This window comes from Iodidimonas gelatinilytica (assembly GCF_008579125.1).
Taxonomy (GTDB): Bacteria; Pseudomonadota; Alphaproteobacteria; order Sphingomonadales; family Rhodothalassiaceae; genus Iodidimonas; species Iodidimonas muriae.
This window is the reverse complement of the sequence record NZ_BKCL01000003.1, coordinates 263,974-288,187: the sequence shown is the minus strand read 5'-3', so window position 1 is coordinate 288,187 and position 24,214 is coordinate 263,974. Positions and strand designations below refer to the sequence as shown.

The following is a 24,214-nucleotide window of genomic DNA, read 5'->3' as shown; positions in this document are numbered from 1 at the left end:
AAGAGAAAATGGAGGAGTTGCGTTTAAGGGATCAAGATTCGCCGTTGATTGGCGTTCCGACCGACCGTCCACCCCGGATCTTGCGCAAGATCACAGGGATCAGGGACAGCAGGGCAAGCCCCACAAGCGGGCCGATCACATGGGGCTGGAACAACAATTCTGTCGCATCCACCTTATTGCCAAGGCGAATGGTTTCCGCAGCACCCTTTCCAACCCACACAAAAACAAATGTCCCCGGAATGATACCCAAGGCCGTTGCCGCCACATAGGATTTCAGACGGACACCCAGCAAAGCCGGCGCAATATTCAGTACCCAGAAAGGGAATACCGGCACCAAACGCAGGGCCAGAAGATAATTGAAAGCATCTTTCTGGAAGCCGCTTTCAAACTTGCCGAGCCAAGGCCCCACCTTTGTCCGCAAGGCATCGCCCAGGGATGTACGCACAATAAGGAAGATAGCCGTCGCCCCAAGGGTTGCGCCCATCAGCACCCCGAAAAACCCCAGCCACAGGCCGAAGATCACTCCCGATGCAATGCTTACAATGCCCATTGCCGGTAGCGACACCGCCGTACCAACCGCATAAAACAGCACCAACACCAGCAAGGCGACCACTGTATTCTCGGCTACGAAAGACTGCAGCATGTCAAGATTTTCGCTGAGTGCTGCAAAGGACACATAATCCCCAACGCCCGAGGCATAAACGGCAGCAATCACGGCGGCCAAAATGACAATCGGCAAAATCCGACGGACCGAAAAGCCCTTGGCTTTCTTGTTGCCCTGTGTCGAATTGAGTGAGTTCGGCATTATCGTTCCTTCACGTCGCACGATTGGTTAAAGTCTATAAAAGTCTACACAAGGCGGTTGACCGTCCGTTAACCGCGCAAAATCTATCTGCAAGTCCTGTCCAATTTACAGTCCTTGCTGATATTTCGCTGCCTTGTTGACCTAGAAGATGGGGTCATGGCAAGATCTTGCCAGCATTTACACAAGGCTGTGATTTCGCGGATACATTCCGTGAATTGCCGGTGAATACGGCAAAATGGGCCATTGGGCAGGAAATTCAGTTGACTCAAAGCGCCAAGCCCGGTTATCAAGCGCGCCTTGGATTTTCGTCGCATGGCACAAGGGCTGTGCGACAGCGATGGCTGTGAGCGCCGCTCGTCACCATCGCTGCGCAATATACGGAGAAAGAACGTGAAACGGACTTATCAGCCAAGCAAGATTGTGCGCAAGCGCCGCCACGGTTTTCGCGCTCGTATGGCCACTGTCGGTGGCCGCAATGTGCTGCGCGCCCGTCGCTCCAAAGGCCGTAAGCGCCTTTCTGCCTAATTCGGTTGCCGCATTCAGCGTCGATCCGGCGCCGATCAGTGCACGACACGGGCTGCCGGCTTTACAGCCAAATGCTTGGCCTGATCTTATGGAAGTGGCTGGCTCATGACCGACAAAAATGACCATACCGATCGCTCTTCCATGCGGTCGGTTTTGTCGTTGGAGCCACAAATGTCGCCAAAATCTGGCAGCGATTCGGCCAAAACGGCACCATCGCCCCCTCAAAAACCGGCCTTGCCCAAAAAAAAACAGATCATCGGCCTGAAACAGCGCCGTGATTATCTGCGGGTTGCACGAAGCGGTATAAAGGCGGCTCAACCCGGTCTGGTTTTGCAAGCCGCCCATCGTCACAGCCAGAAAAACCCGACGGATACCACAGGCAAACCCTCAGGCGACATGCCATCGCCTGCTGTTCCCGCGACGGGATTTGGCATCACCGCCAGCAAAAAGGTCGGCAATGCCGTTGCCCGCAACCGTGCCAAACGCCGGCTACGGGCGCTGATCGCACACATATTCCCGGTGGAAGCGGAAGCCGGGATGGATTATGTGCTGATTGCCCGATCGCAAACGGTCAAGCGGCCTTATAAAGCCCTTGAGGCTGATCTACGGCGGGCCTTGGATCGCGTGTCCCGCAGGAGAACCCCATGAGCCTTTTGGGTCATTGTCTCATTTTCTTTGTACGAGCCTATCAGCTCGTGCTGTCGCCCCTTTTGGGTCCGTCATGCCGCTATCAACCCACTTGCTCCGCTTATGCCATCGAAGCCGTGCGTCGTCATGGTGGACGGCGAGGGGGCTGGATGGCTATAAGGCGCATTGGCCGCTGCCACCCCTTTGGTGGTTTTGGATATGACCCTGTGCCCGACCATGACCATTCCGATACACCATCCCGGCCTGACCGGACGGATAAATGGTCCAAAACGCCGGTGAAGAGTATATGAACGAACAGAAAAACCTGCTTGCCGCCATGGGGCTGACCCTTTTGGTGCTTTTGGCCTTCGATTTTTTCTATGCCAAGCCGCAAAGGGAAAACGCCCAGATTGATGCCGCGCAGCCAACCACGTCGGTCTCGCCTGAAGATCATGCCGCCGCCCCCCAAAGCATGGACGATGCGGCCTTGGCAGCCCCGTCCTCTGCAAGCACGGGTCTTGACCGCGATCAGGCGTTGCAGGCAGGCCGCAGGATTTATCTGGAAACGCCGCGGCTCAAAGGGTCCATTGCACTCACCGGCGGCTTTATCGACGATCTGACGCTGAAAGATTACGCCACTGAGGTGGGCAAGGATGGCGAGCCGATCGTGCTGCTCAATCCATCGAAAAGCGCCAATGCCTATTATGCCTCTTTCGGCTGGACGGCCCGACCGGAACTGGGTCTTGATGTTCCCGGCCCCACAACACAGTGGGAAACGGACGACACCATGCTGTCCCCCGATCATCCGGTGACTTTGCGGTGGACCAACGCGCAAGGGCTGGTGTTTGAACGGCAGATTGCGGTGGACAAGGATTTCATGTTCACCATCATCCAATCGGTGCGCAATCCCACGGACAGCCCGGCCATCATGGCCCCTTATGGCCTGATCAGCCGCCGCGGCGAACCCAATATTTCAAAGTATTTTGTGATCCATGAAGGCCCCTTGGGCGTGTTGGATGGCAGCCTGCACGAGATCGAATATAAAGATCTCAAGGAAGATGGCCCCTCGCTTTATGACAGCGTGGGCGGCTGGCTGGGCTTGACCGATAAATACTGGATGACCGCCATCATTCCTGAACAAACCGTGCCCTTCAAAGGCCGCTTCGTACAAGGAACCGGCGGCACGGTACGCTATCAGGCGGATTATCTGGAAGAAGAAGTGGTGATCCCGGCAATGGGCACCAAAAGCGTTACGGTGCGCTTGTTCGCCGGGGCCAAAGAAGTGGACGTGATCCAGCGCTATGAAGACGCCTATGAGATCCGGCTGTTTGACCGCGCCATTGATTGGGGCTGGTTCATCTTCCTGACCAAACCGATCTTTTATCTGCTGGATTTCCTGTACGGCCTGTTCGGCAATTTCGGCATCTCGATTCTGGTACTGACGGTGATCGTCAAGGCCCTGTTCTTCCCGCTGGCCAGCAAATCTTATGTGTCCATGAGCAAAATGAAAGCGGTGCAGCCCAAGATGAAGGCGCTGCAAAAACGCTACAAGGACGATAAGCCACGGCTGCAACAGGAAATGATGGAGCTGTATAAAAAAGAAAAGATCAATCCGCTGTCCGGCTGTCTTCCTATGGTCGCGCAGATTCCGGTGTTCTTTGCGCTCTATAAAGTGCTGTTCGTCACCATTGAAATGCGCCATCAGCCCGGCTTTTTCTGGGTACAGGATCTGTCGGTGGCTGATCCCATGTTGCTGACCAATCTGTTCGGCCTGATCCCTTGGGACCCGCCCAGCTTTTTGGCGGTGGGCATATGGCCCTTGCTGATGGGCGTGGCCATGTTCTTCCAGATGCGGCTCAACCCGTCGGCGGGTGATCCCATGCAGCAAAAAGTGATGATGGCCATGCCGTTTGTGTTTGTGTTCATCATGGCCTCGTTCCCTGCAGGACTGGTGATCTACTGGACATGGAACACCGTGTTATCGGCGGCCCAGCAATGGATGATCATGCGCCGCCACGGTGTGGCCCCGACAAGCACATGAGTACGGAATCCCCGGAACATCCGCCCTTGCCGGATATCAGCAGCGCCGCCATCGAGCAGGGCAGAGTGTTGTTCGCCGGTCCGTGTACCTTTTTACGCGGGGTGCCAACCATGGACCATCTGCCCCCGCCGGGGCTGCCGGAAGTGGCCTTTGCCGGGCGATCCAATGTGGGGAAATCCTCATTGATCAATGCTCTGACAGGGCGCAACACCCTGGCCCGCACCTCCAACACGCCGGGGCGGACGCAAGAGCTGAACTTCTTCCAGTTGGGCGATGAGGCCGCGTCCTTCATTCTGGTGGATCTGCCCGGCTATGGCTATGCCAAGGTATCGCGGTCCAAGGTTCAGGCATGGACAGGCACCATCCGCGATTATCTGCGTGGTCGGCAACCCTTGCAAAGGGTGATGGTGCTGGTGGATTCGCGTCACGGGCTGAAAGACAATGACCGCGAAATCATGAAAATGCTTGATGATGCTGCCGTGTCTTATCAAATCGTTCTGACCAAATTGGACAAGCTGAAAACGCCGGCGCAAGCCCGTATCCATAAAGAGGTAACGCAAGAGGCCCGCCGCTTCGTGGCCTGCCATCCCCGCGTTCACGCCACCTCATCGGAAAAAGGCATCGGCATCGAAGGTTTGCGTGCCGAACTTGCCGCTTTTGCCAGTCCCAAGGCCTGATCCCGGTTTCGATTGGCAGGAAAATATTCTAGGGTCGGCTCCGCCGTCCCGGCCGACCAGTTGATCGGGCTGGCAGACTTGGCTGGACAGCCCTTCATTTCTTCTATCCGAGAGCGCCGCATGGACGACACCCAGTTTCAAAAACAGCTTCACGAAAAAGCCGCCATTCTTTCGGAAGCGCTCCCCTATATGCGCCGCTATGCGGGCAAGACCTTCGTTGTCAAATATGGCGGCCACGCCATGGGCGATGAAGCCATCCAGCGCAGCTTTGCGGAAGATATGGTTTTGCTCAAACAGGTGGGCATCAATATCGTCGTGGTGCATGGGGGCGGCCCGCAGATCGGGGCCATGCTGGACCGGCTGAAAATAAAAAGCAGCTTTATCGACGGCTTGCGCGTCACCGATGCCGATACGGTGGGCGTGGTGGAAATGGTGCTGTCCGGTTCCATCAACAAGGGCCTTGTGGCCTCCATCAGCCGCGCCGGGGGCATGGCGGTGGGCCTGTCGGGCAAGGATGGCGGTTTTGTGAAGGCGCGGGCCGTGCGCCGCACCAAACGCCGTCCCGACAGCCATATCGAAGACGTGCTTGATCTTGGCTTTGTGGGCGAGCCGGAAACGGTTGATGGCAGCGTTCTCACCCGCTTCATTGCCGCCGGGCTCATTCCCGTGATCGCGCCCATCGGCTTGGGTGAAAATGGCGAAACCTTCAATATCAATGCCGACACCATGGCCGGTGCCGTGGCCGAAGCCCTGAATGCCGAACGGTTTTTGTTGCTGACCGATGTGGAGGGCATATTGGATGGCGACAAACGCCATCTTGCCGAGGTGTCCCATGATGCGGCGCGCGAGATGATCGCCACGGGCGTGATCCATGGCGGCATGATTCCCAAAGTTGAAACCTGTCTATCGGCTGTAGAAAACGGTGTGGCGGCATCCGTTATCATGAATGGCCGCGTTCCCCATGCACCTTTGTTGGAAGCATTCACCGAAAAGGGTGTTGGCACCTTGATTCGCGCCCCGTAATAAAGAGGCGTGTACGCGCCTTGAGGTTTTCTCTCATGATCGCGCGTTGGTGATTGGAACGTTACAAATATCCGTCCTTATAGTACGGATATGTTCAAACGAATTATTATATCAGCGTTTTTGCTTTTCGCTCTTCCGGTTCACGCCGAAGACCGCTTGACGGTTGTTGAACTGTTTTCAAGCCAAAGCTGCCCCAATTGCCCCCCCGCTCATGAGTTTCTTGCGGAACTGGCCGGGGAAAAAGAGATTCTCGCTCTCAGTTGGCCGGTCGATTACTGGAATTATCTGGGATGGGCCGACAGCTTTGCCCAAGCCGATTTTACGCATTATCAACGCGCCTATAATGAGCAAATGGGCGAGCCCGGCGTTTATACGCCACAAATGATCATCGACGGACGCTTCCAGACCGTAGGGTCACGGCGCAAGGATGTGGTGCATCATATTGCACGTGCCCGTGATCTGCCCCGCGCCGATCTTGATCTGTCTATCCGCCAAAAAGACGAGACCTGCATCATTGCCCTCCCCCAACAACTGGCCGGAGCCGAAAATGTGCATGTAACCGCGGTGTTCTATAGCGCCCGCGCCTCCGTCTCCATTTCCGAAGGCGAGAATCGCGGCAAGACACTGGAGTATGATAATCTGGTCAGGCACACGGAAAAGCTTGGCCTTTGGACTGGCGAAGGCAAAACCTTCGAGGTGCATGTAGCCGATGCCGCCCAATCCGGCGCCGACCATCTGGCAATTTTGCTCCATGCAGACGGTGAAAACGGCCCAATCATCGGCGCGGCCCGCATTGCTCTCTCCACATCCAATAGCTGAGCCCCCCCACAGCCTTCCTGTTGTTGCAATTCTGATGGGCTTTTCTTGCGGTCATCCGAAGAGTCCTGACCTTGAAACGCTCTTTGGCGAGTCGCACAGAGCGAAGAATATCTCTTGGTCGGAATTGGAGACTGGAAATTTCTGCGCTGGATTGCTACAGCCTTTATCAATGATATAATATAACATACTGTTTGGGCGTGCCCGATGATGGATAGCTCTTCTTTTGCGCTGGCTTTCAGCATGCTTGCCGCCCTTGTCAATCTTGGCGGCCTTTTGGTCATTCGTCATTATGAAGCCTGGGGCAATAAAAACAGCGTGCTGTTCGCAGCCTTTGCCGCAGGGTTTCTGATCGGCGCCGCCATTCTTCAAGTCATTCCCAAAGCCCTGTCCATGGTCGGGCAAATGGCCCCTCTATTGGTTCTTGCGGGTTATGTGCTGATGTATTGTCTGGGACTTCTTTCCGCGCACAAAAACGGTACCAGCCATATGGACAAACGGGCCATGGCGCTGATCCCGATTTTTGGGATCGCCCTTCATTCGTTTAGCGATGGCCTAAGCTATTCGGCGGCTTTTTCCGTGGATGTGTTTACCGGAGTGACCGCCGTCTTTGGCTTGGTTCTACATGAATTTTCCGAAGGCATTATCGCCTTTGTCCTGCTATTGCGCGGGGGATTTTCGCCGCACCGCGCCATGATCACCGCCTTTTTCGCAGCCGCGGCCACCACCCCCCTGGGCACAGCCATAAGCCTCCCCTTCATCTCGCAATTATCCGGGGTGCCCTTGGGCAGCATTCTGGCCGTCACCGGCGGTGCGCTCCTTTATGTGGGGGCCTCGCATCTGGTGCCCCATGTGGAGCACACCAACCGCCGGGGCAGCGCCTTCGCCTTTTTCGGAGGCTTGTCGATCATGGTCTTGATGCAACTTTTTCATCATAGCTAATTGACATTCGATATATATCTAAGAGATACATAGAGGGACAGCCATAACGGGGAATTCCCCGCACCAACCGATCTTAAAGAAAAATCGGGGTGCCACAGCGAGGAGACCACGCATGAGAAAGTTTCTCATTGTGATGACGCCAATTTTCGTACTTGGCCTCGGCATCGCCGGGTTCATCATTTTACAAGCGACACAGCCCAAGCCGGAAAAAACCGAAGCCCCGGTGCTCCGGCCCGTCACATTGGCGGTAGCCACGGTTCGGCAAGAACCCACAACCTTGCTGGTTCAAACCCAAGGGACGATCGAATCGCAAACCGAAATTGATCTGATCCCACAGGTGAGTGGCCGCATCGTGCATGTGGCCCCGGCCTTTGCAGGCGGTGGTATCTTCAAAGCCAATGAAACGCTGATCCAGATCGAATCGGAAGATTACGAGTTCGCTGTCACTCAGGCCGAGGCCCGCGTTGCCGATGCCGAACTGGTTCTGGCACAGGAAGAGGCCCGTGCAGCTGTGGCCCGCAAACAATGGGACTGGGATGAAATTACCGACAAGCCCACAGACCTCGCCCTGAAAGTCCCCCATGTGGCGCAGGCCCGCGCCAATCTGGCATCAGCCAAAGCCCAGCTCGATCGAGCCAAGCTGGATCTGGCCCGTACCCGCATTTCCGTTCCCTTCAGTGGCCGCGTTCGGGAAAAAAGCGCCGGTGTCGGGCAGTATGTCAGCGTCGGCACCCGCTTGGGCCGGGTTTTCTCCACCGAAGTGGTGGAAGTGCGCTTGCCGCTGACCGACGAAGAATTCACCGAGCTGAATGTGCCCGTTGCCTATGCGGCCTCCGACTACGAAACAGCGCCAAAGGTCGCCCTTAAATCCCAGCTTGCCGGACGTTCCCATCGCTGGGAAGGGCGCATTGTGCGAACCGATGCGGCCATTGATCAAGACACCCGCCTTTTGCATGCCATTGCACAGATTCGCGATCCTTATGGGGCAGGCGGCTCCAATGGAACACCTTTGCCTGTGGGATTGTTTGTCACCGGCGAGATCGAAGGACGCACATTGGAAAATGCCTTGATCATCCCCCGCGCTGCCTTGCGCGGCAAGGATCAGGTTTATGTGGTCCGCGATGACAACACCCTGACCATCCGCACGGTGGACGTGGTGTCGGCCAATGAAGACCGGGTGATATTGGCCAGCGGTGTTTCGGCCGGTGAAAAGATTGTCACATCGCCTGTGCGCAATGCACGAGAAGGCATGGCAGTGGAAACGCTGGAAAGCCGTGCAGAGGCACCCAAAGTCGCCGAAGCTGTGAATTGAACATCAGGGGATAAAGGGGAAAAGCCATGAACCGCATGATCGCCTGGTGGGCCAAAAACACCGTTGCTGCCAATTTGCTGATGTTCGGCATTATGCTTGCCGGGGCTATGTCGTTCTTCAATATGGAACGCGAAGTCTGGCCAACGCTCCGCGTCAATTGGGTGGAAGTGACCGTGGCCTGGCCCGGTGCTGCCCCGCAAGAGGTGGAAGAACAAATCATTTTACGCATCGAGGAATCATTATCGGATCTGGATAATATAGACCGGGTGCGCTCCATTGCTTCTGAAAGCGTTGCCCTTGTTTATATCGAGGCGGATCGCAGCGTCGATATGGACCGCTTCATCAACGATGTGAAGCTGCGGGTCGACGGCATCTCAACCCTTCCCAGCGATATAGAACCGCCGCGTGTGCGGGAGATTCTCACCCGGAATGAGCTGATCAGGGTGGGCGTCAGCGGTGATGTGGATGAACGCCTTTTGAAGCGCACGGCTGAGAAAGTCCGCGATGAAATGGCCCTTTTGCCCGGCGTCTCCATCGTTGAACTGTTCGGGGCGCGCAATGAGGAAGTCTCCATTGAATTGTCGGAGCAGGCCATGCGCCGCTACGGCCTTACCTTTGATGAAGTGGCTACGGCCATTCGGGGCAGTTCCATCAACCGCTCTGCAGGGTCTGTGCGCACCAGCACCGGCGATGTGCAGTTGCGGGTACGCAATCTGGCCGATAGCCGCACGGACTTTGAAAATATCATCATCCGTCAGGTCCCCGGTGGCGGCACCATCCGCGTCGGTGATGTGGCTTTGGTGATCGACGGCTTTGAAGATGTGGACATTCAAGCCAGCCTTAACGGCCAGCATGCCATTCTTGTGCAGGTGATGACCGCGGAAGAAATGAATGTGGTCAAAACCTCCAAATCGGTTCTGGGCTATCTGGAAGAAGCCCGCGAGCGGATGCCGGAGGGCATTTCCCTGACCCTTTATGCCGATGAATCCAAAGCCTATTACGACCGCATGGAAACCATCTCCAAATCCGCCTTTTATGGCTGATTCTGGTGTTTCTGGTGTTGATCATCTCGTTGCGGCCCAAGGTGGCCCTGTGGGTGACGGTGGGCATTGCCACCGCCTATGCCGGGGCTTTCATCTTCCTTCCCACCAATGATGTGTCGCTGAATTTCCTGTCGCTATTCGCTTTCCTGCTGGTGATCGGTGTGGTTGTGGATGATGCCATCGTTGTGGGGGAAAACATCCATGAAGAGGCCGAAAATACCGGCGGCGGTCTGGATGCGGCCATATTGGGCACGCAACTGGTGGCAAAACCGGTGATTTATGCGGTGGCCACAACGATGATCGTGTTTGCCCCCTGGCTGTTTCTGTCCGGGATAGATGTGGAGTTCACCCGCCATATCTCGATCATCGTCATCGCCGCTTTAAGCTTTTCGCTGATCGAAGCACTGTTCATCTTGCCGGCCCATCTGAGCCATATGAAACCGCGTGAGAAACTGGGGCGCTTTGGTACCTTCCAGAAACGTATTGCCAGTTCCATCACCCGCTTTGCCCAGGTCACTTATCGGCGCTGGCTGGCAGCCGCGGTGCGGCGGCGCGGCCTGACAGCCAGCATCTTTCTGGCAGGATTTATCATTTCCGTGGGGATTTCCAGTTCGTCCTGGCTGAAATTCAGCTTCATGCCAGAGGTGGAATCCGAGCAAATCTCGGTCAATGTGACCCTGCCCGAAGGCACACCCTATGACCGGGCGCTGGAAATTCTGGCGCAGCTTCAGCAGGCAGAAAAAGAACTGGAAGCCGAGGTAAATGCCGCATCGGATGGAGAAAGCCAGCTGGTAGAGAATTGGTACACCCGCGCCCGTGCCGATTCGGTTCTGGCATTGGTGCGCCTTGCCCCTGCAGAAATGCGCGACATGTCGGCAAAAGAAGCGGCCGACCGGCTGCGCATATTGATCGGCGAAATCCCCGATGCAGAAAATCTGGAAGTGGCTATACGCTCAACCAAAGCCAGCCAGAGATTGAGCTTGCCATCAATCATCCGGATCTGGATATGTTGCGGGCCGCGGTGGATGACCTGAAAGCGCAGCTTGGCACCTATGATGAGGTGTTCAATATCCGCGATTCATTGCAAACGGCCATGGAAGAGCTGCAATTCGAGCTGAAACCCGGCGCCCGTGAGCTTGGGTTCACGCTGGCCGATGTGACCCGCCAGGTGCGCCAGGCCTATTATGGCGAAGAGGTGCAAAGACTGCCCCGCGATGGCAATGATGTAAAAGTGTTCGTTCGCTATCCCTCAAACACCCGTCGTTCCATCGACAGCCTCTCGGATTTCAGACTGCGCACCAATGATGGCCGCGAGGTGCCTTTGTTCACGGTGGCCGACATCAGTTACAAACCGGGCCTCAAGCGCATTGACCGACGCGAACGGCAGCGCTCGGCAGTCATCAGCGCCGAATTGTCCAACGAAGTCCGCGAACAAATCTATGAAGATCTGCGCACCAATTTTTATCCGCAATGGGAAAAGCGGTTCCCCGGCATCAGCCGTGGCGAAATCGGCCAAGCAGAAGGTCAGGCGAAGTTCATGGCCGAAATTCTGGCTCTTGAAGGGATCGCCCTGTTCGTGATGTACGCCCTGATCGCCGTGGCTTTCCGGTCGTACTTCCTGCCACTTTTGGTGATGACGGCCATCCCCTTCGGCTTCATGGGTGCGGTTTTGGGGCATCTTTTGCTAGGCATGCCCATGGCCCTGTTCTCTTATTTCGGGCTGGCCGCAGCCGCTGGTGTTGTGGTGAACGACAATCTGGTGCTGGTGGATTATATCGGACGCCTGCGCGAAAAAGGAGTGGGAGCCTTCGATGCCCTCGTGGAAGCAGGGGTTGCCCGTTTCCGGCCTATCCTGCTCACCTCTGTCACCACCTTTATCGGGCTGGTTCCCATGATGCTGGAACGCTCCACACAGGCGCAGTTCTTGAAACCCACCGTGGTTGCCCTTGCCTTCGGGGTGTTGCTGGCCACCTTCGTGACATTGTTCTTGGTCCCGGCTCTTTATGGCTTGGGCGAGGATATGAAGCGCTTCATGAAAGGTCTATGGACCGGGGACAAGCAAGCCAAGCTGGGTCAGGCCCACAAGAGCGCCACCAACCCCGCCGAATAACCGATAAGCCGTCGCGGGGGCTTTCCCCCACGGTGGCCTGCCTTTACTGAAAATTATAGCCAAGACTCAGCGTATAGAAGGTATCCAGCTTTTCATTCCCGGATACCGGCGTATTGTCATATTGATTGCGCACCCCGATACGCACGCTCCACGCCTTGCTTTCGGTCACCGGAATATCCAGCGCCGCATTGCTTTCAACGCGGAAATCATCCACCGGATCATTGAAGCTGGGCAGATAAATCAGATCATGGGTGAACAACAAACGGCCATTGAGCTGGATGCGATATTCATAGCCCAAAGACAAAATCGCTTCTTCCTCATTGGGTGCATTCTGGAAGGCTTCCACCTGATAACCGATACCGAAGCGGGCTTTTAGCTGCTGCTTTTCTTCCTGAATGAAAAACACCCCGGTCCCGGCGGTAAGGACGCTACGCAGATCCAGATCCTCGAATTCATCCTGTTCCAGCACCAATCCGCCAAAGGCAAACCAGCTCTCGGAGAAATCGCGTTCCAACCGGGTTTCGCCGATCACCTCATTTTCCGTTTCTTTCCCGTTTTCCCGAGCAAAGCGCCAGCCAAGGATAGGTCGAGACGGTCAAAATCGGTTTCGCGCCGGGTTGAGGCCTTGCCGTTCAGCGCCACGCGGTCCGTATTGCCCCGCGCCCCGGATAGACCAAGCTGTGTGCGCCCACTCCAGGCTTTTTCAGGAGTAACGAGCGCCCTTTCCAATTGCGCCACTTCCTGGCTGTGCTGTTCTTCCAACTCGGCGATCTGGCGCGCCTGCGCCTCTTCAATCTCTTGCAAAGCAAGCTCTTCCGGACTTTGTGCGCCTTCAAGCCACAGGGCGGCAACATCATCGAACCGGATGGACAAGCGCCCCAAACTGGCACTGGAAAGGCCTTGGCCCTGCTGCTTGTCAAACGCCAAACGGCCCACCAGCCGATCGCCACTTGTCAAAGACACAATGACAATATGATCGCTTTCAAGCCCTGCAAGTGCCTCCAGATCAATCTCAATCATCCCGGCAAAGGTGGTTTCAAAGCGCAAGCGTCCCCCTGCCGCTTCCACCAACGTTCCCTCGATCAGGCTGCCATCGGCAAGATGCACCCGGTCGGCTACGGCCGAATTGGCAATGAACAGGGGAACCGTGGAAAGAAGAGCAAAAAGAGAGGCGCGCGACATGAATAACCCGCTTGAAAGTTGTCAAACAAAACATCCCGCGCACCATAGGCGAAGCCGGTTCTGCGGGCAATCTGTCATTAAAAAAGGGCGCCCCGAAAGGCGCCCTTCAGAATCTGAAAACCGAAATCGATCAGGCGGCCTTGCTGGCCAAACGGCGCAGCACATAATGCAAGATGCCGCCATTTTCGAAATAACCCACTTCATCCACCGTATCGATGCGGCACAACAAGGTCACATCCTTGGTGCTGCCATCTGCATAATGGATGGTGCAAGCCACATCCTGACGCGGTTTGATCCCCCTTCGATGCCGGTAATATCAAACTGCTCGGTGCCTTTGAGGCCCAGCTTTTCTGCGGTCAGGCCATCCTTGAACTGCAAAGGCAACACGCCCATGCCCACCAGATTGGAGCGATGGATGCGCTCAAAGGATTCAACAATCACCGCACGCACACCCAACAAGCGTGTGCCCTTGGCTGCCCAATCGCGGCTGGAGCCGGTGCCATATTCCTTGCCCGCCACAACAACCAATGGCGTATCATTTTCGGCATAGGCCATGGCCGCATCATAGATGGGCATCTGATCGCCAGACGGATAATGCACCGTCACACCGCCTTCAGTGCCCGGCGCCATCAGATTGCGCAGGCGAATATTGGCGAAGGTGCCGCGCATCATCACTTCATGATTGCCGCGCCGGGACCCATAAGAGTTGAATTCGGTCCGGTCCACACCATGCTCGGTCAGATATTTCCCGGCCGGGCTATCAGCCTTGATGGACCCTGCAGGAGAAATATGATCGGTGGTGACCGAATCGCCCAAAAGCGCCAACATCCGTGCGCCCTTGATGTTGGTGATGGTGTCGGGCGTGGCTGTCATGCCATCGAAATAGGGCGGATTTTGCACATAGGTGCTGTCATTGTTCCATTCATAGGTCAGCCCCTTCGTGACCTTGATGGCCTGCCATTGTTCATCGCCAGCGAACACATCGGCATAGCGTTCCTTGAACTGGGCCGGGGTGACGGCTGCGCGCACCACCTCTTCCACTTCTTTGGTGCTGGGCCAAATGTCTTTGAAATAGACAGGCTGGCCATCTTTATCGGTGCCCAAGGGATCGTTCATCAGATCCACTTTCATTGATCCGGCAATGGCATAGGCCACCACCAATGGAGCGAGGCCAGATAATTCGCCTTCACATCGGGATTGACGCGCCCTTCAAAATTGCGGTTGCCCGAAAGGACCGAGCAGGCCACCAGATCAGCGGCATTGACAGCCTTTGAAATGGCAGGCGGCAGCGGGCCGGAATTACCGATACAGGTGGTGCAGCCATAGCCCACAAGATTGAAGCCCAAGGCATCCAGATCGTCTTGCAAACCGGCTTTTTCCAGATAATCGGTAACCACTTGGCTGCCGGGGGCCAAAGAGGTTTTGACCCAGGGCTTCACCTTCAAGCCTTTGGCCAGCGCATTGCGCGCCACCAAACCTGCGGCGAGCATCACCGAAGGGTTCGAGGTATTGGTGCAGCTTGTGATGGCGGCGATCACCACATCGCCGTGGCCAATATCGAAATCTTCCCCTTCAACGGCAACACGCTTGTCGGCTTCATCGCCCTTTTTGAAGGTGCCGTTCAGTTCATTGCCAAAAGCCGATGCGGCTTCTGTGAGCAACACGCGGTCTTGCGGGCGCTTGGGACCGGCGATGGAAGGCACCACCGTGGAAAGATCCAGCTCCAGCGTGTCGGTAAATTCAGGGTCCGGCGATTGTTCATCATGCCACATCCCCTGCGCCTTGGCATAGGCTTCCACCAGCGCCACGGTGTCATCGCCGCGCCCGGTGAAATCCAGATAATCCAAAGTGCTTTGATCGATGGGGAAGAAACCGCAAGTGGCGCCATATTCAGGGGCCATATTGGAAATGGTGGCTTTATCGGCCACCGGCATGTGGGTCAGGCCATCGCCATAGAATTCGACGAATTTGCCCACCACGCCTTTTTTGCGCAGCATTTGTGTCACCGTCAGCACCAGATCGGTGGCGGTGGCCCCTTCGGGCAGGCGACCGGTGATTTTAAAGCCGATCACTTCGGGGATCAGCATGGAAATGGGCTGGCCCAGCATGGCCGCTTCGGCTTCAATGCCGCCCACGCCCCAACCCAGAACCGCCAGAGCGTTGATCATGGTGGTGTGGCTATCGGTGCCCACCACCGTATCGGGATAAGCATAAAGCGTACCGTCGATTTCATTGGTCCAGACGGTTTTACCCAAATATTCCAGATTCACCTGATGACAAATGCCGGTTCCCGGCGGAACGGCGCGGAAATTATCGAAAGCCTGCTGGCCCCAGCGCAGGAACTCGTATCGTTCCTTATTGCGCTTCATTTCCATATCCACATTGCGCTTGAAGGCATCATCGGTGCCAAACACATCCACCATCACCGAATGGTCGATCACCAGATCGACAGGGGCCAGCGGATTGATCTTTTGCGGATCACCACCCAGGGCTTTCATGGCGCCGCGCATGGCCGCCAGATCCACCACCGCCGGAACGCCGGTGAAATCCTGCATCAAAACGCGGGCCGGACGATAGGCGATTTCCCGATCCGAACGGCGTTCTTTCAACCAGTCGGCCACCGCTTTCACATCATCGGTGGTGACGGTTTTGCCGTCTTCACAGCGCAGCATATTTTCCAAAAGCACCTTCAAGGAAAATGGCAGGCGCGACACATCGCCAATTTTTTCCGCCGCCTTCTTCAAGGAAAAGAATGTGTATTCCTTGCCATTAGCGGTGAGCGTATCGCGGGTGGACATGGTATCGCGACCAACGGTGGACATGGTGCCTCCTGATATTTGAAAGGACGAACGCGCTTTATAGATCGATGGGCGCGTTACGGGCTGAACTTGCCGAGAGTAAATTTCTCTATGTTAATGCAAAAAATCCGGGCGCGCCTCAAGGGTTATCGCATGGCACTCACGCGCATTGTGTTCTCTTACCACCAATTTCTGCCCTTTTCAGAAAAGCGCAAGGGGCAAAATAGCCTGTATTTCGCCCAAAAACTACAGATTCAACTCCACCCTCCTTCTTTCTCCACCTTCAAAGGTTTCACATGGCTCACAATCAACTGTGCAGTGAATGTGAGCCTCCCAAACACCAGATAAAGTCGTGCAATTGACTTGGAATGGTCTGACGCCGGCCATAATCCGGTGGCTGACTGCCCTTTATATTGCGGGCCGTCCTTTGGTCGTCAGAACTTTGAAAATAGCCATTTAGGAGGTTTTCATGTTTCATCGTAACACACTAACCCCCTTAAGTCGTTTGATCACCTATCTGTGGTTTATCGCCTATAGCGCCATGGTGGCGGGGCTGGTGGTGATCGCCGTGCGCACCTTCTAAACCAGACGACCCCTCATCCAAATCAACCGGTCATCGCGAAGGGCTATAGGCGCGCGCCGATCCTTGGCTTATGGTGCGGCCATGATGCTTCATCCAACCAAACACCCCACGCCGTCACCGGAGGCGCGCGCCACCCTGAACGCACAGGCATTGGCCTGCCGGCGCGGGCAGCGCTTGTTATTTGCCGGGCTGGACTTTTCCCTTGAGCGTGGCCGGATCCTGATCTTGCGCGGCCCCAATGGCAGCGGCAAAACCAGCCTGTTGCGCCTTTTGGCCGGATTATCGCGTCCAGAAGCAGGCCAGCTTTTCTGGTGCGGCATGGCCGTTCCCCCATCCGGGGCCGGATTATCGGAACAGGTGCATTATGTGGGCCATAGCTCCGGCATGAAAGCGGCCTTTTCCGTAACCGACAATCTGCGCTTTTGGGCGCGTTATCTGGGCGGCGCAGAGGACCGGCTGGAGGCAAGCTGGAAGCTCTGGACCTTGAAGCTCTGGCGCATCTGCCGGTCGGGGCCTTATCCGCCGGACAGCAAAGACGGGTGTCTTTGGCGCGGCTATTGGTGGCTCCGCGCCCCTTATGGCTGCTGGATGAACCCACTGTGGCGCTGGATAGCGACAATCAGCATCGATTGACGGGCCTGATCCAGACCCATGTGCAAAACGGCGGCATGGCGGTGATCGCCACCCACACACCCCTTGGCGTGGACGGGGCAAGCCTTGATCTGCGCGATTTCCAACCAGAGGCACAGCATATGGCCCATGATCCCCTTTTGGCTTTCGAGGACTGACCGGTCATGCTGGCTGCTTTCTTCTCGCTGATCCTGCGCGATATGCGCCTTGGCTATGCGCAGGGCGGCGCGGCGGGATTGGTCATCGCCTTTTACGCCATCACCATCAGCCTGTTCCCCTTTGGTGTGGGGCCTGATGCTGAAATACTGGCGCGCATCGCTGGCGGGGTTTTGTGGATCGCCGCGCTTTTGGCAGCGCTGCTATCGCTGGACCGGATGTTTCAAGCCGATTTCGAGGATGGCTCGCTGGACTCGCTAACATTGGGCCCCTTGCCTTTATCTTTGGTGGCGCTGGCGAAAGCGCTGGCCCATTGGCTGTCCATGTTGCTGCCTTTGGTGATTTTATCGCCGCTCTTCGGGCTGATGCTGCATTTGGATGGAGCCAGCATATGCGTGGCTTTGCTTGCTTTGCTGATCGGCACCCCGGCTCTTAGCCTGATCGGGGCCGCCGCCGCTGCCCTTGCTGTGGCGGTGCGGCGCGGCGGGGCTTTGATTGCGCTTCTGGTACTGCCGCTTTATATCCCCACATTGATCTTCGGCGTAGGGGCGGTAGAGGCTGTTTCCGGCCTTGGATCGGTATCGGCCAATATGTCCTTTCTGGGGAGCCTGAGCCTGATCTTCGCGGTTTTGGGCCCGCTGGCAGCCGGCGGTGCCTTGCGCCTCGCACTTGAGTGAAACTTGGCGCTAGAATGAAGACCACGCTTTGCATCCGACTTTGGAATGACGCTGGCAGCATGCAAAGAAGAGCCTATATTGGCACGATAAGAAAAACAGAGCCATCATGCCGCACCCTGCCGCATTTTGTTGCGGGCGGCCATTTGGAAGGGTAGAGCACAGATCATGCACTGGTTTGCGAATCCGGCCCGTTTTATCCGGCTGGCAGATAAAATCCTGCCCCTCACCCTGCCTTTGACCGTGGGGCTTTTGGCCGTGGGGTTGTATCTGGCGCTTGTGGCCTCCCCTGCCGATTATCAGCAAGGCGACACGGTGCGCATCATGTATATCCATGTGCCCAGCGCCTATATGGCCCTGTTTTGCTATATGGTTGTCGCCGCGGCAGGGTTTTCCACCCTTGTATGGCGACACCCTTTAGCGGATGTGGCCGGCAAAGCGGCGGCCCCCATCGGCCTTGCCTTTACCGGCCTTGCGCTGGTCACCGGATCTTTATGGGGCAAGCCCATGTGGGGCGCATGGTGGGTGTGGGATGCACGGCTGACCTCGGTGCTGGTGCTGTTTTTCCTTTATCTTGGCTATATGGCCATTTGGGGAGCCTTCGAGGATCGCTCGAAAGCTGCCCGGGCTGCGGCTATTCTGGCTCTTGTGGGGGTGATCAACATCCCTATCATCAAATTTTCCGTGGACTGGTGGACCACCTTGCACCAGCCCGCCAGCCTGTTTCGCGCCGATGGGCCAAGCATCGACCCCAGCATGAGACCACCGCTTTATGTGATGCTGGCCGCCTTCCAGTTCTATTTCTTCACGGTGTTTTTGTGGCGGATAAAGGGTGAATTGGCCGCGATCCGTCTCAATGCGTTGCGCTATGCCGGGGAAGCCCCCCGATCCGCCTCTCCGAAAGAAGAGCAGCCATGAATGATTTTCTCTCCATGGGCGGCTATGGAGCCTATATCTGGGCTTGCTATGGCCTTGTTCTGATCGTGCTTTTGGGGCTTGGCATTATGAGCTGGCGGACACAGAAAACACGCAGCCATCGGGCCGATGCCTTGAAGGCCGCCCAACCGCGTCGCCGCCCCGGCGCCACCCTTGGCCCATCTTCAAAGGGACAGCCATGACAGCCCTGCGCGGACAAAAAGCCTGGACTCGCAAGCGCCGACGCTTTTGGTTGACGGTGCTGGCTTTGCTGACATTGGCGCTGGCGGCTTTTCTGATTTTTCGCGCGCTGGACGAGCAGCTTTTATATTTCCGGCTCCCCAGCGATGTGGCCGATGAAGCCCCTGAGCCGGGGCGGGCCTTCCGCTTGGGAGGGCTGGTAGAAACAGATTCGCTGGTAAAGCTGCCCGACGGGATGAGCGTGCGTTTTTCCGTTAGTGATGGTGAAAACGCCCTGATGGTGCGCTATACGGGCATTTTACCGGATCTGTTCCGGGAAGGTCAGGGCATCATTGCCGATGGCCGTTTGGATGAAAACGGGCTGTTCATTGCCGACCGGGTGTTGGCCAAGCATGATGAAACCTATATGCCAAAAGAGGTCTATGACGCCATCAAGGAACGTGGACATCCCGATGGCACCACCCCTTCGGGAAAAACGCCATGATCCCTGAAATTGGCCATTTTGCACTGATTCTGGCGCTGCTTTTGGGCGTGATTGCCGCCACTGTGCCGCTTTATGGGGCGGCCCGCACCAATGGCCGCCTGATAGCGCTCTCCGGGCCTTTGATGCTGGGCCAATTCCTGTTTGTCGCCATCGCCTTCGCCGCCTTGATGCACGCCTATTTGGTATCGGATTTTTCCGTGCTGAATGTGGCGGAAAATTCCCATAGCCTGAAGCCTGTGCTTTATAAAATTTCCGGCGTGTGGGGCAATCACGAAGGCTCGCTGGTTTTGTGGGTGCTGATCCTGACACTGTTTGGCAGCCTTGTGGCGCTGTTTGGCCGCGCCCTTCCCCCAAGCTTTCGGGCACGGGTGCTCTCGGTGCAGGCGATGATCGCCGTGGCATTTTTGCTGTTCATGCTGTTCACCTCCAATCCGTTTGAACGGTTGTTGCCTGCCCCCTTGGAAGGGCGCGGCCTCAATCCTTTGCTGCAAGATCCCGGTCTGGCCTTTCACCCGCCGCTTTTATATTTGGGCTATGTGGGTCTGTCGGTGGCCTTTTCCTTTGCCGTGGCGGCGCTCATTGAAGGGCGCTTGGGACCGGTTTGGGCGCGTTGGGTGCGACCCTGGGTTTTGCTGGCATGGATGGCCCTGTCGGCCGGCATCGCCTTGGGATCATGGTGGGCCTATTACGAACTGGGCTGGGGTGGCTGGTGGTTTTGGGACCCCGTGGAAAATGCCAGCTTCATGCCGTGGCTTGCAGCGACAGCGCTTTTACATTCCGCCATTGTGATGGAAAAGCGCGACGCTTTAAAACGCTGGACCGTTCTTTTGGCCATTCTCAGCTTTTCCATGAGCCTGCTTGGCACCTTCCTTGTGCGCTCCGGCGTTTTGACCTCGGTCCATGCCTTTGCCGTTGATCCCGAACGGGGCGTGTTCATTCTGATCTTGCTGGGCGTCTCCATTGGCGGCTCGCTGGCACTTTATGCATGGCGCGCCCAAGCCTTGGAGCCGGGCGGACTCTTTGCCCCCATCAGCCGCGAAGGGGCTTTGGTGCTCAATAATGTGCTGTTGTCCATTGCCGCGGCGGTGGTGTTTGTGGGCACGCTTTATCCGCTATTTCTCGACACGCTGACCGGGGCCAAAGTTTCTGTAGGCCCGCCCTTTTTTGAGATCAGCTTCGTGCCATTGATGTCGCTATTGCTGATTGCCCTTGGCTTTGGGCCTTTGCTTGCATGGAAACGCGGCAATCTAAGCCGCGCGGCGAAGCTTTTATGGCCAGCCATCGGAACGGCATTTATTGCGGTCTTGCTGGCTTGGATGATCTGGGGCGCGGGGCCGGTGATGGCCTTTGCGGGCTTTGGTCTGGCGGGATGGCTTTTGGGAGCCATTGCGGTGGATATGGCGCAAAAAGCCCAAATAGGCCGGACCCCCTTCGCAAAGGCCCTGCGCCGCCTTTTCGGCCTGCCGCGCGGCGTTTGGGGCATGTGGCTGGCCCATCTTGGCTTGGTATCTTGGTGTTCGGCATCACCGCATCGGAAAGCTGGACGGTTGAAAAACTGGTTCTTCTGGCCCCCGGCGATACGGTAGCCGTTGGCGCCTATGACATGACCTTTCAAGGCGTAGAGCCGGTGGCCGGCCCCAATTACACCGCCGTTCGCGGCCAGTTTTCAGTGCAAAAGAATGGTGCATTTCTTACCGATCTCTATCCAGAGCAGCGCAGCTTCTCTTCTCCGCCCATGGAAACCACCGAAGCGGCCATTTACCCGCTGATCGGGGGCGATCTTTATGCGGTGGTGGGCGATCCCGACGGGGATGGCCGGTGGTCGGCGCGGCTTTATTTCAAACCGTTGATTTCGTGGATCTGGCTGGGTGTATGCCTGATGGTACTGGGCGGGGCCTTTTCTTTGAGCGACCGACGCTTGCGGGTGGGAGCCCCAAAGCGCAAGGCCAAAAGCCTTCCCCAAAAACCGCTCATGGACCCCGCTGAATAGGAAAGGAGTGCCGCCCATGCGTCCCATTGTTTGGGTGCCGCTGATCGTCTTTGCCGCCCTTGCAGCCGCACTCGCTGTGGGCCTAAGCCTGAAACCGCGCGACATTCCCTCTGCCTTGATCGATCAGCCGGTGCCTTCCTTTGACCTGCCGCCCTTGTGGAGCAAAGGCGCGGGCCTTTCCAATACCGATCTGGCATCGGGCGATGTGGTGCTGGTGAATGTCTTTGCCTCATGGTGCGCACCATGCCGCATCGAGCATCCCTTTTTGATGGATCTGGCCCGCGAAGGTCTGACGATTTTTGGCCTGAATTATAAAGACGATCCGGAAGACGCCCTCGCGTTTTTGGGAGAATTGGGCAATCCCTATAAACAGATCGGTTCAGACCGGGATGGCCGTGTGGGCATTGATTTCGGCGTTTACGGGGTGCCGGAAAGCTACGTGATTTCCGGAGATGGCCGCATTTTATACAAACAGATCGGGCCGATTTTACCGCAAAACCGCGCAGAGCTGCGCGCCGTGATCGAAAAGGCAAGCGCACAATGATCCGGGGCTGGCACAATATGCGCTTCGGCTTTGCCCAGAGTATACGCCTGATGGCCGTGCTGCTTTTTGTCCTGCCGTTTACCGCCCAAGCGGTGGCGGTGGACGATACCCCCCTTGCCGATCCGCAAAAAGAAGCCCGGGCACGGGAAATCATGGCGGGCATCCGCTGCCTTGTTTGCCAGAACCAGTCCATTGAAGATTCCAATGCGGATCTGGCCCGCGATTTGCGCGTACTGGTGCGCCAACAGGTGGCTTTGGGCAAAGACCGCGATCAGGTGGAAGCCTTTCTGGTGGCGCGTTATGGGGACTGGGTCTTGCTCAAGCCGCCGTTCAATCTGCGCACCCTTGCCCTATGGGTGTTCCCGCCATTCCTGTTATTGGCCACATTGACCGGCTTATGGATCAGGGCAAAAGGTGTCCGCCGCAAAACATCCATAGAGCCCCTTCCCTTGAGCGAGGAAGAAAAGACCCGACTGGCTGCCCTGCTGGATCAAGAAGGAGGCCAGACTTGACCCTGTTTGTTTTTCTCGGCATGGCGGCCTGCGCCTTGGCTCTTACCGCCTTTGCCCTGTTCCGTACCCCACGATCAGGAGACCGGAAAGCCGGTGATCTGGCCATTTATCGCCAGCAATTATCAGAACTGGAAGCAGACCAGAACCGCGCATTGATCGGTGCCGAAGAAGCCCGCGCCGCCCGGATCGAGATTGAACGGCGGATCTTGGCGCTGGACAGCCCAAAATATAGCGAGAGCACCCGGCAAAGTGCTTCCCATCCCTTTGCCATTTTGATGGGGGTGGCCGTTCTTTTGGCCCTGTCTTATCCGCTATACCGGCATCTGGGTGCACCGGGCACCAAAAGCGCCCCGCTCCATCGGCAACCGCCATTGCCCAGTCCGCCACCGCCGATGGCGGACCTGATATCGCCACTCTGCTCGATCAATTGGAAGCGCGTTTGAAAGATCAGCCTGACCGTCTGGACGGATGGGTCTTGTTGGGGCGCACAGCCTTTCGCGCCGACCAGCCACAACGCGCTGTGCGCGCCTATACACAAGCCGTCCGGCTTGCCCCCGATGATGCCGAGCTTCAGGCCCGGCTTGGCGAGGCGTTGATTTCGGTTGCCGAAGGCCGCATCACGCCTGCCGCCGATCTGGCCTTTGCGCGGGCGCTGAACCGCGATCCCCAGAATGCCACCGCCCATTATTATGTGGGCTTGGGATTGCTGCAAAATGATCGCCCCCGTGAAGCCCTCGCGCGTTGGAGCGATCTTTTGGCAAACAGCCCCGACGACGCCCCTTGGCGGGCTGATCTAAGCGCCCGTGTAGCCCGGCTGGAAGCGGTGCTTGAACAGCGCCAATCCCTTGCAAGACAGGGCGAACAAAGCGGGCTTCCCGCCCTTGATGCCGCCAGTATTGATGCGGCGTCCCAAATGTCTGAAGACGAGCGCACTGCCATGATTACCGGCATGGTGGACCGGCTTGCCGCCAAATTGGAAGCCCGGCCCAATGATTTTGAGGGTTGGCTTCAACTGGCCAAAGCGTATATGGTTCTAGGAGATGAGGAGAGCGCGAGGAACGCGCTGGACCGGGCGCGCAGCATTGCACCGCCGGATCGCCTCGAAGAAATCGACCGTCACCTGAATACTCTGTCGAGATAACAGCGCCAAGCGCTGACCGGAGAGCCGTGCCTTTGCCTGCCTGAAAAGGCCAATATGCATGGACTTCGATCACCGCCAAAGCGTTGGATAACAGGAGACTATCGTGGCAAGCCCTACCCCTTTGTCTGCGCTTTTGGCCCCGTTAACCAAAGCCGCCCGCCCGGACCCACAACCGGCGCGGACAGACAATTTTACCCGCCGCAATCCGGAAGAACCGGCATCGGAAACCGGACGGACTGACAATGCCTCGACAGATTTGGAAATTGATCAGGCCAAGCAAGATCTGGCGCAAACCTTGGCGCAATTCGGGCGGGAAGCAGTGGGGCGCCCGTCAGAAAGCCCGGCCTTTCAACGATTGGGGCAAATCATCGATATTCGCGTATAACCAGACCGTCTTTTCTCTTTTCAATCGCTTTTCAACGCCATTCCTGTGCCCATTGCGTGCTGGACGCCACGCTTTTGTCGCAATACGCTGTTAGCGCG

At 56.8% G+C, this 24,214-nt stretch carries 26 protein-coding genes and 4 pseudogenes; 26 read left to right on the top strand and 4 right to left on the bottom strand.

All coding sequences use genetic code 11. From position 1 onward, the window contains the following. Positions 1–31: 31 nt before the first annotated feature. The gene (locus JCM17844_RS06205; RefSeq protein ID WP_150000141.1) at positions 32–805 is read right to left on the bottom strand and encodes a TVP38/TMEM64 family protein; all 774 of its coding nucleotides are present in this window, start codon (positions 803–805) and stop codon (positions 32–34) included. A gap of 167 nt (positions 806–972) precedes the next feature. Between JCM17844_RS06205 and JCM17844_RS06200 the strand changes: the two genes are divergently transcribed. From JCM17844_RS06200 to JCM17844_RS16460, 13 genes are all read left to right on the top strand, one after another. Next, complete coding sequence (locus tag JCM17844_RS06200) at positions 973–1,152, top strand: hypothetical protein (RefSeq protein ID WP_150000140.1); 180 nt, start codon at positions 973–975, stop codon at positions 1,150–1,152. Positions 1,153–1,195: 43 nt separating this feature from the next. Continuing rightward, positions 1,196–1,330: a 50S ribosomal protein L34 gene (gene rpmH, locus JCM17844_RS06195; RefSeq protein ID WP_150000139.1), complete on the top strand. Its 135-nt coding sequence runs from the start codon at positions 1,196–1,198 to the stop codon at positions 1,328–1,330. 105 nt (positions 1,331–1,435) lie between these two features. Next, positions 1,436–1,978: a ribonuclease P protein component gene (gene rnpA, locus JCM17844_RS06190; RefSeq protein WP_210431472.1), complete on the top strand. Its 543-nt coding sequence runs from the start codon at positions 1,436–1,438 to the stop codon at positions 1,976–1,978. Further along, positions 1,975–2,268, top strand: a complete 294-nt coding sequence (gene yidD / locus JCM17844_RS06185) for a membrane protein insertion efficiency factor YidD (RefSeq protein WP_150000138.1) — start codon at positions 1,975–1,977, stop codon at positions 2,266–2,268. The genes rnpA and yidD overlap by 4 nt, the downstream gene beginning before the upstream one ends. Further along, positions 2,265–3,998 carry a membrane protein insertase YidC gene (yidC, locus tag JCM17844_RS06180; protein WP_150000137.1) on the top strand — a complete coding sequence of 578 codons (1,734 nt, stop codon included), beginning with the start codon at positions 2,265–2,267 and terminating at the stop codon, positions 3,996–3,998. Before yidD ends, yidC begins: the two co-directional genes overlap by 4 nt. Further along, the gene (gene yihA / locus JCM17844_RS06175; RefSeq protein WP_150000136.1) at positions 3,995–4,675 is read left to right on the top strand and encodes a ribosome biogenesis GTP-binding protein YihA/YsxC; all 681 of its coding nucleotides are present in this window, start codon (positions 3,995–3,997) and stop codon (positions 4,673–4,675) included. The genes yidC and yihA overlap by 4 nt, the downstream gene beginning before the upstream one ends. Positions 4,676–4,795: 120 nt before the next feature. Beyond that, positions 4,796–5,698: an acetylglutamate kinase gene (gene argB / locus JCM17844_RS06170; RefSeq protein WP_150000135.1), complete on the top strand. Its 903-nt coding sequence runs from the start codon at positions 4,796–4,798 to the stop codon at positions 5,696–5,698. A 90-nt stretch (positions 5,699–5,788) separates the two neighbouring features. Beyond that, positions 5,789–6,517, top strand: coding sequence for a DUF1223 domain-containing protein (locus JCM17844_RS06165; RefSeq protein WP_150000134.1), 729 nt, complete (start codon positions 5,789–5,791; stop codon positions 6,515–6,517). Positions 6,518–6,721: 204 nt separating this feature from the next. Continuing rightward, positions 6,722–7,456 carry a ZIP family metal transporter gene (locus JCM17844_RS06160; protein WP_150000133.1) on the top strand — a complete coding sequence of 245 codons (735 nt, stop codon included), beginning with the start codon at positions 6,722–6,724 and terminating at the stop codon, positions 7,454–7,456. Positions 7,457–7,568: 112 nt separating this feature from the next. After that, entirely contained in the window at positions 7,569–8,768 is a 1,200-nt protein-coding gene (locus JCM17844_RS06155) for an efflux RND transporter periplasmic adaptor subunit (RefSeq protein WP_210431471.1), read from the top strand. A 26-nt stretch (positions 8,769–8,794) separates the two neighbouring features. Then, a complete protein-coding gene (locus tag JCM17844_RS16470) occupies positions 8,795–9,811 on the top strand; it encodes an efflux RND transporter permease subunit (RefSeq protein WP_210431470.1) in 1,017 nt (338 codons plus the stop codon). Positions 9,812–9,816: 5 nt separating this feature from the next. Then, a complete protein-coding gene (locus JCM17844_RS16465) occupies positions 9,817–10,845 on the top strand; it encodes an efflux RND transporter permease subunit (RefSeq protein ID WP_210431469.1) in 1,029 nt (342 codons plus the stop codon). Further along, a complete protein-coding gene (locus JCM17844_RS16460; protein ID WP_210431495.1) occupies positions 10,818–11,921 on the top strand; it encodes an efflux RND transporter permease subunit in 1,104 nt (367 codons plus the stop codon). Before JCM17844_RS16465 ends, JCM17844_RS16460 begins: the two co-directional genes overlap by 28 nt. A 43-nt stretch (positions 11,922–11,964) precedes the next feature. On the opposite strand, the gene JCM17844_RS06145 is transcribed toward JCM17844_RS16460, so the two are convergent. From JCM17844_RS06145 to acnA, 3 genes and pseudogenes are all read right to left on the bottom strand, one after another. Next, positions 11,965–12,453 (bottom strand): DUF481 domain-containing protein, encoded by a 489-nt coding sequence (locus JCM17844_RS06145; protein WP_210431468.1) that lies wholly within the window; start codon positions 12,451–12,453, stop codon positions 11,965–11,967. Next, the gene (locus tag JCM17844_RS06140) at positions 12,450–13,103 is read right to left on the bottom strand and encodes a DUF481 domain-containing protein (RefSeq protein WP_150000131.1); all 654 of its coding nucleotides are present in this window, start codon (positions 13,101–13,103) and stop codon (positions 12,450–12,452) included. The genes JCM17844_RS06145 and JCM17844_RS06140 overlap by 4 nt, the downstream gene beginning before the upstream one ends. Positions 13,104–13,233: 130 nt before the next feature. Next, positions 13,234–15,925: pseudogene (acnA, locus tag JCM17844_RS17195) on the bottom strand (aconitate hydratase AcnA). Positions 15,926–16,565: 640 nt separating this feature from the next. On the opposite strand from acnA, the pseudogene JCM17844_RS17190 reads away from it, so the two are divergent. The 13 genes and pseudogenes from JCM17844_RS17190 to JCM17844_RS06080 form a co-directional block, all read left to right on the top strand. Further along, positions 16,566–16,877 (top strand): annotated as a pseudogene (locus JCM17844_RS17190) (ABC transporter ATP-binding protein); the annotation flags it as partial. A 29-nt stretch (positions 16,878–16,906) separates the two neighbouring features. Then, positions 16,907–17,023 (top strand): annotated as a pseudogene (locus JCM17844_RS17185) (hypothetical protein); the annotation flags it as partial. Between the two features lie 60 nt (positions 17,024–17,083). Then, positions 17,084–17,272 carry a hypothetical protein gene (locus JCM17844_RS14570; protein WP_210431494.1) on the top strand — a complete coding sequence of 63 codons (189 nt, stop codon included), beginning with the start codon at positions 17,084–17,086 and terminating at the stop codon, positions 17,270–17,272. 6 nt (positions 17,273–17,278) lie between these two features. Beyond that, entirely contained in the window at positions 17,279–17,947 is a 669-nt protein-coding gene (gene ccmB / locus JCM17844_RS06125; protein WP_150000130.1) for a heme exporter protein CcmB, read from the top strand. A gap of 165 nt (positions 17,948–18,112) precedes the next feature. Then, entirely contained in the window at positions 18,113–18,862 is a 750-nt protein-coding gene (locus JCM17844_RS06120) for a heme ABC transporter permease (RefSeq protein ID WP_150000129.1), read from the top strand. Then, entirely contained in the window at positions 18,859–19,062 is a 204-nt protein-coding gene (gene ccmD / locus JCM17844_RS06115; protein ID WP_150000128.1) for a heme exporter protein CcmD, read from the top strand. The genes JCM17844_RS06120 and ccmD overlap by 4 nt, the downstream gene beginning before the upstream one ends. Next, the gene (gene ccmE, locus JCM17844_RS06110; RefSeq protein WP_150000127.1) at positions 19,059–19,544 is read left to right on the top strand and encodes a cytochrome c maturation protein CcmE; all 486 of its coding nucleotides are present in this window, start codon (positions 19,059–19,061) and stop codon (positions 19,542–19,544) included. Before ccmD ends, ccmE begins: the two co-directional genes overlap by 4 nt. Continuing rightward, a pseudogene (locus JCM17844_RS06105) lies at positions 19,541–21,534 on the top strand (heme lyase CcmF/NrfE family subunit). Before ccmE ends, JCM17844_RS06105 begins: the two are co-directional and overlap by 4 nt. Before the next feature lie 16 nt (positions 21,535–21,550). Next, positions 21,551–22,078: a DsbE family thiol:disulfide interchange protein gene (locus JCM17844_RS06100; protein WP_150000126.1), complete on the top strand. Its 528-nt coding sequence runs from the start codon at positions 21,551–21,553 to the stop codon at positions 22,076–22,078. Next, on the top strand, positions 22,075–22,590 hold the full coding sequence (locus JCM17844_RS06095; protein ID WP_210431466.1) for a cytochrome c-type biogenesis protein: 516 nt from the start codon (positions 22,075–22,077) through the stop codon (positions 22,588–22,590). The genes JCM17844_RS06100 and JCM17844_RS06095 overlap by 4 nt, the downstream gene beginning before the upstream one ends. Beyond that, entirely contained in the window at positions 22,587–23,033 is a 447-nt protein-coding gene (gene ccmI / locus JCM17844_RS06090; RefSeq protein WP_210431465.1) for a c-type cytochrome biogenesis protein CcmI, read from the top strand. The genes JCM17844_RS06095 and ccmI overlap by 4 nt, the downstream gene beginning before the upstream one ends. Further along, positions 23,030–23,731, top strand: coding sequence for a tetratricopeptide repeat protein (locus tag JCM17844_RS06085; RefSeq protein WP_150000124.1), 702 nt, complete (start codon positions 23,030–23,032; stop codon positions 23,729–23,731). Before ccmI ends, JCM17844_RS06085 begins: the two co-directional genes overlap by 4 nt. A gap of 103 nt (positions 23,732–23,834) precedes the next feature. After that, positions 23,835–24,116 (top strand): hypothetical protein, encoded by a 282-nt coding sequence (locus tag JCM17844_RS06080; RefSeq protein ID WP_150000123.1) that lies wholly within the window; start codon positions 23,835–23,837, stop codon positions 24,114–24,116. Positions 24,117–24,214: the final 98 nt, after the last annotated feature.

Bases quoted from the DNA above. Each gene is read 5' to 3' on its own strand.
- ccmB (WP_150000130.1), top strand. From the start codon at position 17,279: ATGCTGGCTGCTTTCTTCTCGCTGATCCTGCGCGATATGCGCCTTGGC.
- JCM17844_RS06095 (WP_210431466.1), top strand. From the start codon at position 22,075: ATGATCCGGGGCTGGCACAATATGCGCTTCGGCTTTGCCCAGAGTATA.
- yidC (WP_150000137.1), top strand. From the start codon at position 2,265: ATGAACGAACAGAAAAACCTGCTTGCCGCCATGGGGCTGACCCTTTTG.
- JCM17844_RS06140 (WP_150000131.1), bottom strand. From the start codon at position 13,103: ATGTCGCGCGCCTCTCTTTTTGCTCTTCTTTCCACGGTTCCCCTGTTC.
- JCM17844_RS16460 (WP_210431495.1), top strand. From the start codon at position 10,818: ATGTTGCGGGCCGCGGTGGATGACCTGAAAGCGCAGCTTGGCACCTAT.
- ccmD (WP_150000128.1), top strand. From the start codon at position 18,859: ATGAATGATTTTCTCTCCATGGGCGGCTATGGAGCCTATATCTGGGCT.
- JCM17844_RS06165 (WP_150000134.1), top strand. From the start codon at position 5,789: ATGTTCAAACGAATTATTATATCAGCGTTTTTGCTTTTCGCTCTTCCG.
- JCM17844_RS16470 (WP_210431470.1), top strand. From the start codon at position 8,795: ATGAACCGCATGATCGCCTGGTGGGCCAAAAACACCGTTGCTGCCAAT.
- yidD (WP_150000138.1), top strand. From the start codon at position 1,975: ATGAGCCTTTTGGGTCATTGTCTCATTTTCTTTGTACGAGCCTATCAG.
- JCM17844_RS06155 (WP_210431471.1), top strand. From the start codon at position 7,569: ATGAGAAAGTTTCTCATTGTGATGACGCCAATTTTCGTACTTGGCCTC.
- rnpA (WP_210431472.1), top strand. From the start codon at position 1,436: ATGACCGACAAAAATGACCATACCGATCGCTCTTCCATGCGGTCGGTT.
- yihA (WP_150000136.1), top strand. From the start codon at position 3,995: ATGAGTACGGAATCCCCGGAACATCCGCCCTTGCCGGATATCAGCAGC.
- JCM17844_RS06120 (WP_150000129.1), top strand. From the start codon at position 18,113: ATGCACTGGTTTGCGAATCCGGCCCGTTTTATCCGGCTGGCAGATAAA.
- JCM17844_RS06205 (WP_150000141.1), bottom strand. From the start codon at position 805: ATGCCGAACTCACTCAATTCGACACAGGGCAACAAGAAAGCCAAGGGC.
- argB (WP_150000135.1), top strand. From the start codon at position 4,796: ATGGACGACACCCAGTTTCAAAAACAGCTTCACGAAAAAGCCGCCATT.
- JCM17844_RS06100 (WP_150000126.1), top strand. From the start codon at position 21,551: ATGCGTCCCATTGTTTGGGTGCCGCTGATCGTCTTTGCCGCCCTTGCA.
- ccmE (WP_150000127.1), top strand. From the start codon at position 19,059: ATGACAGCCCTGCGCGGACAAAAAGCCTGGACTCGCAAGCGCCGACGC.
- JCM17844_RS06160 (WP_150000133.1), top strand. From the start codon at position 6,722: ATGATGGATAGCTCTTCTTTTGCGCTGGCTTTCAGCATGCTTGCCGCC.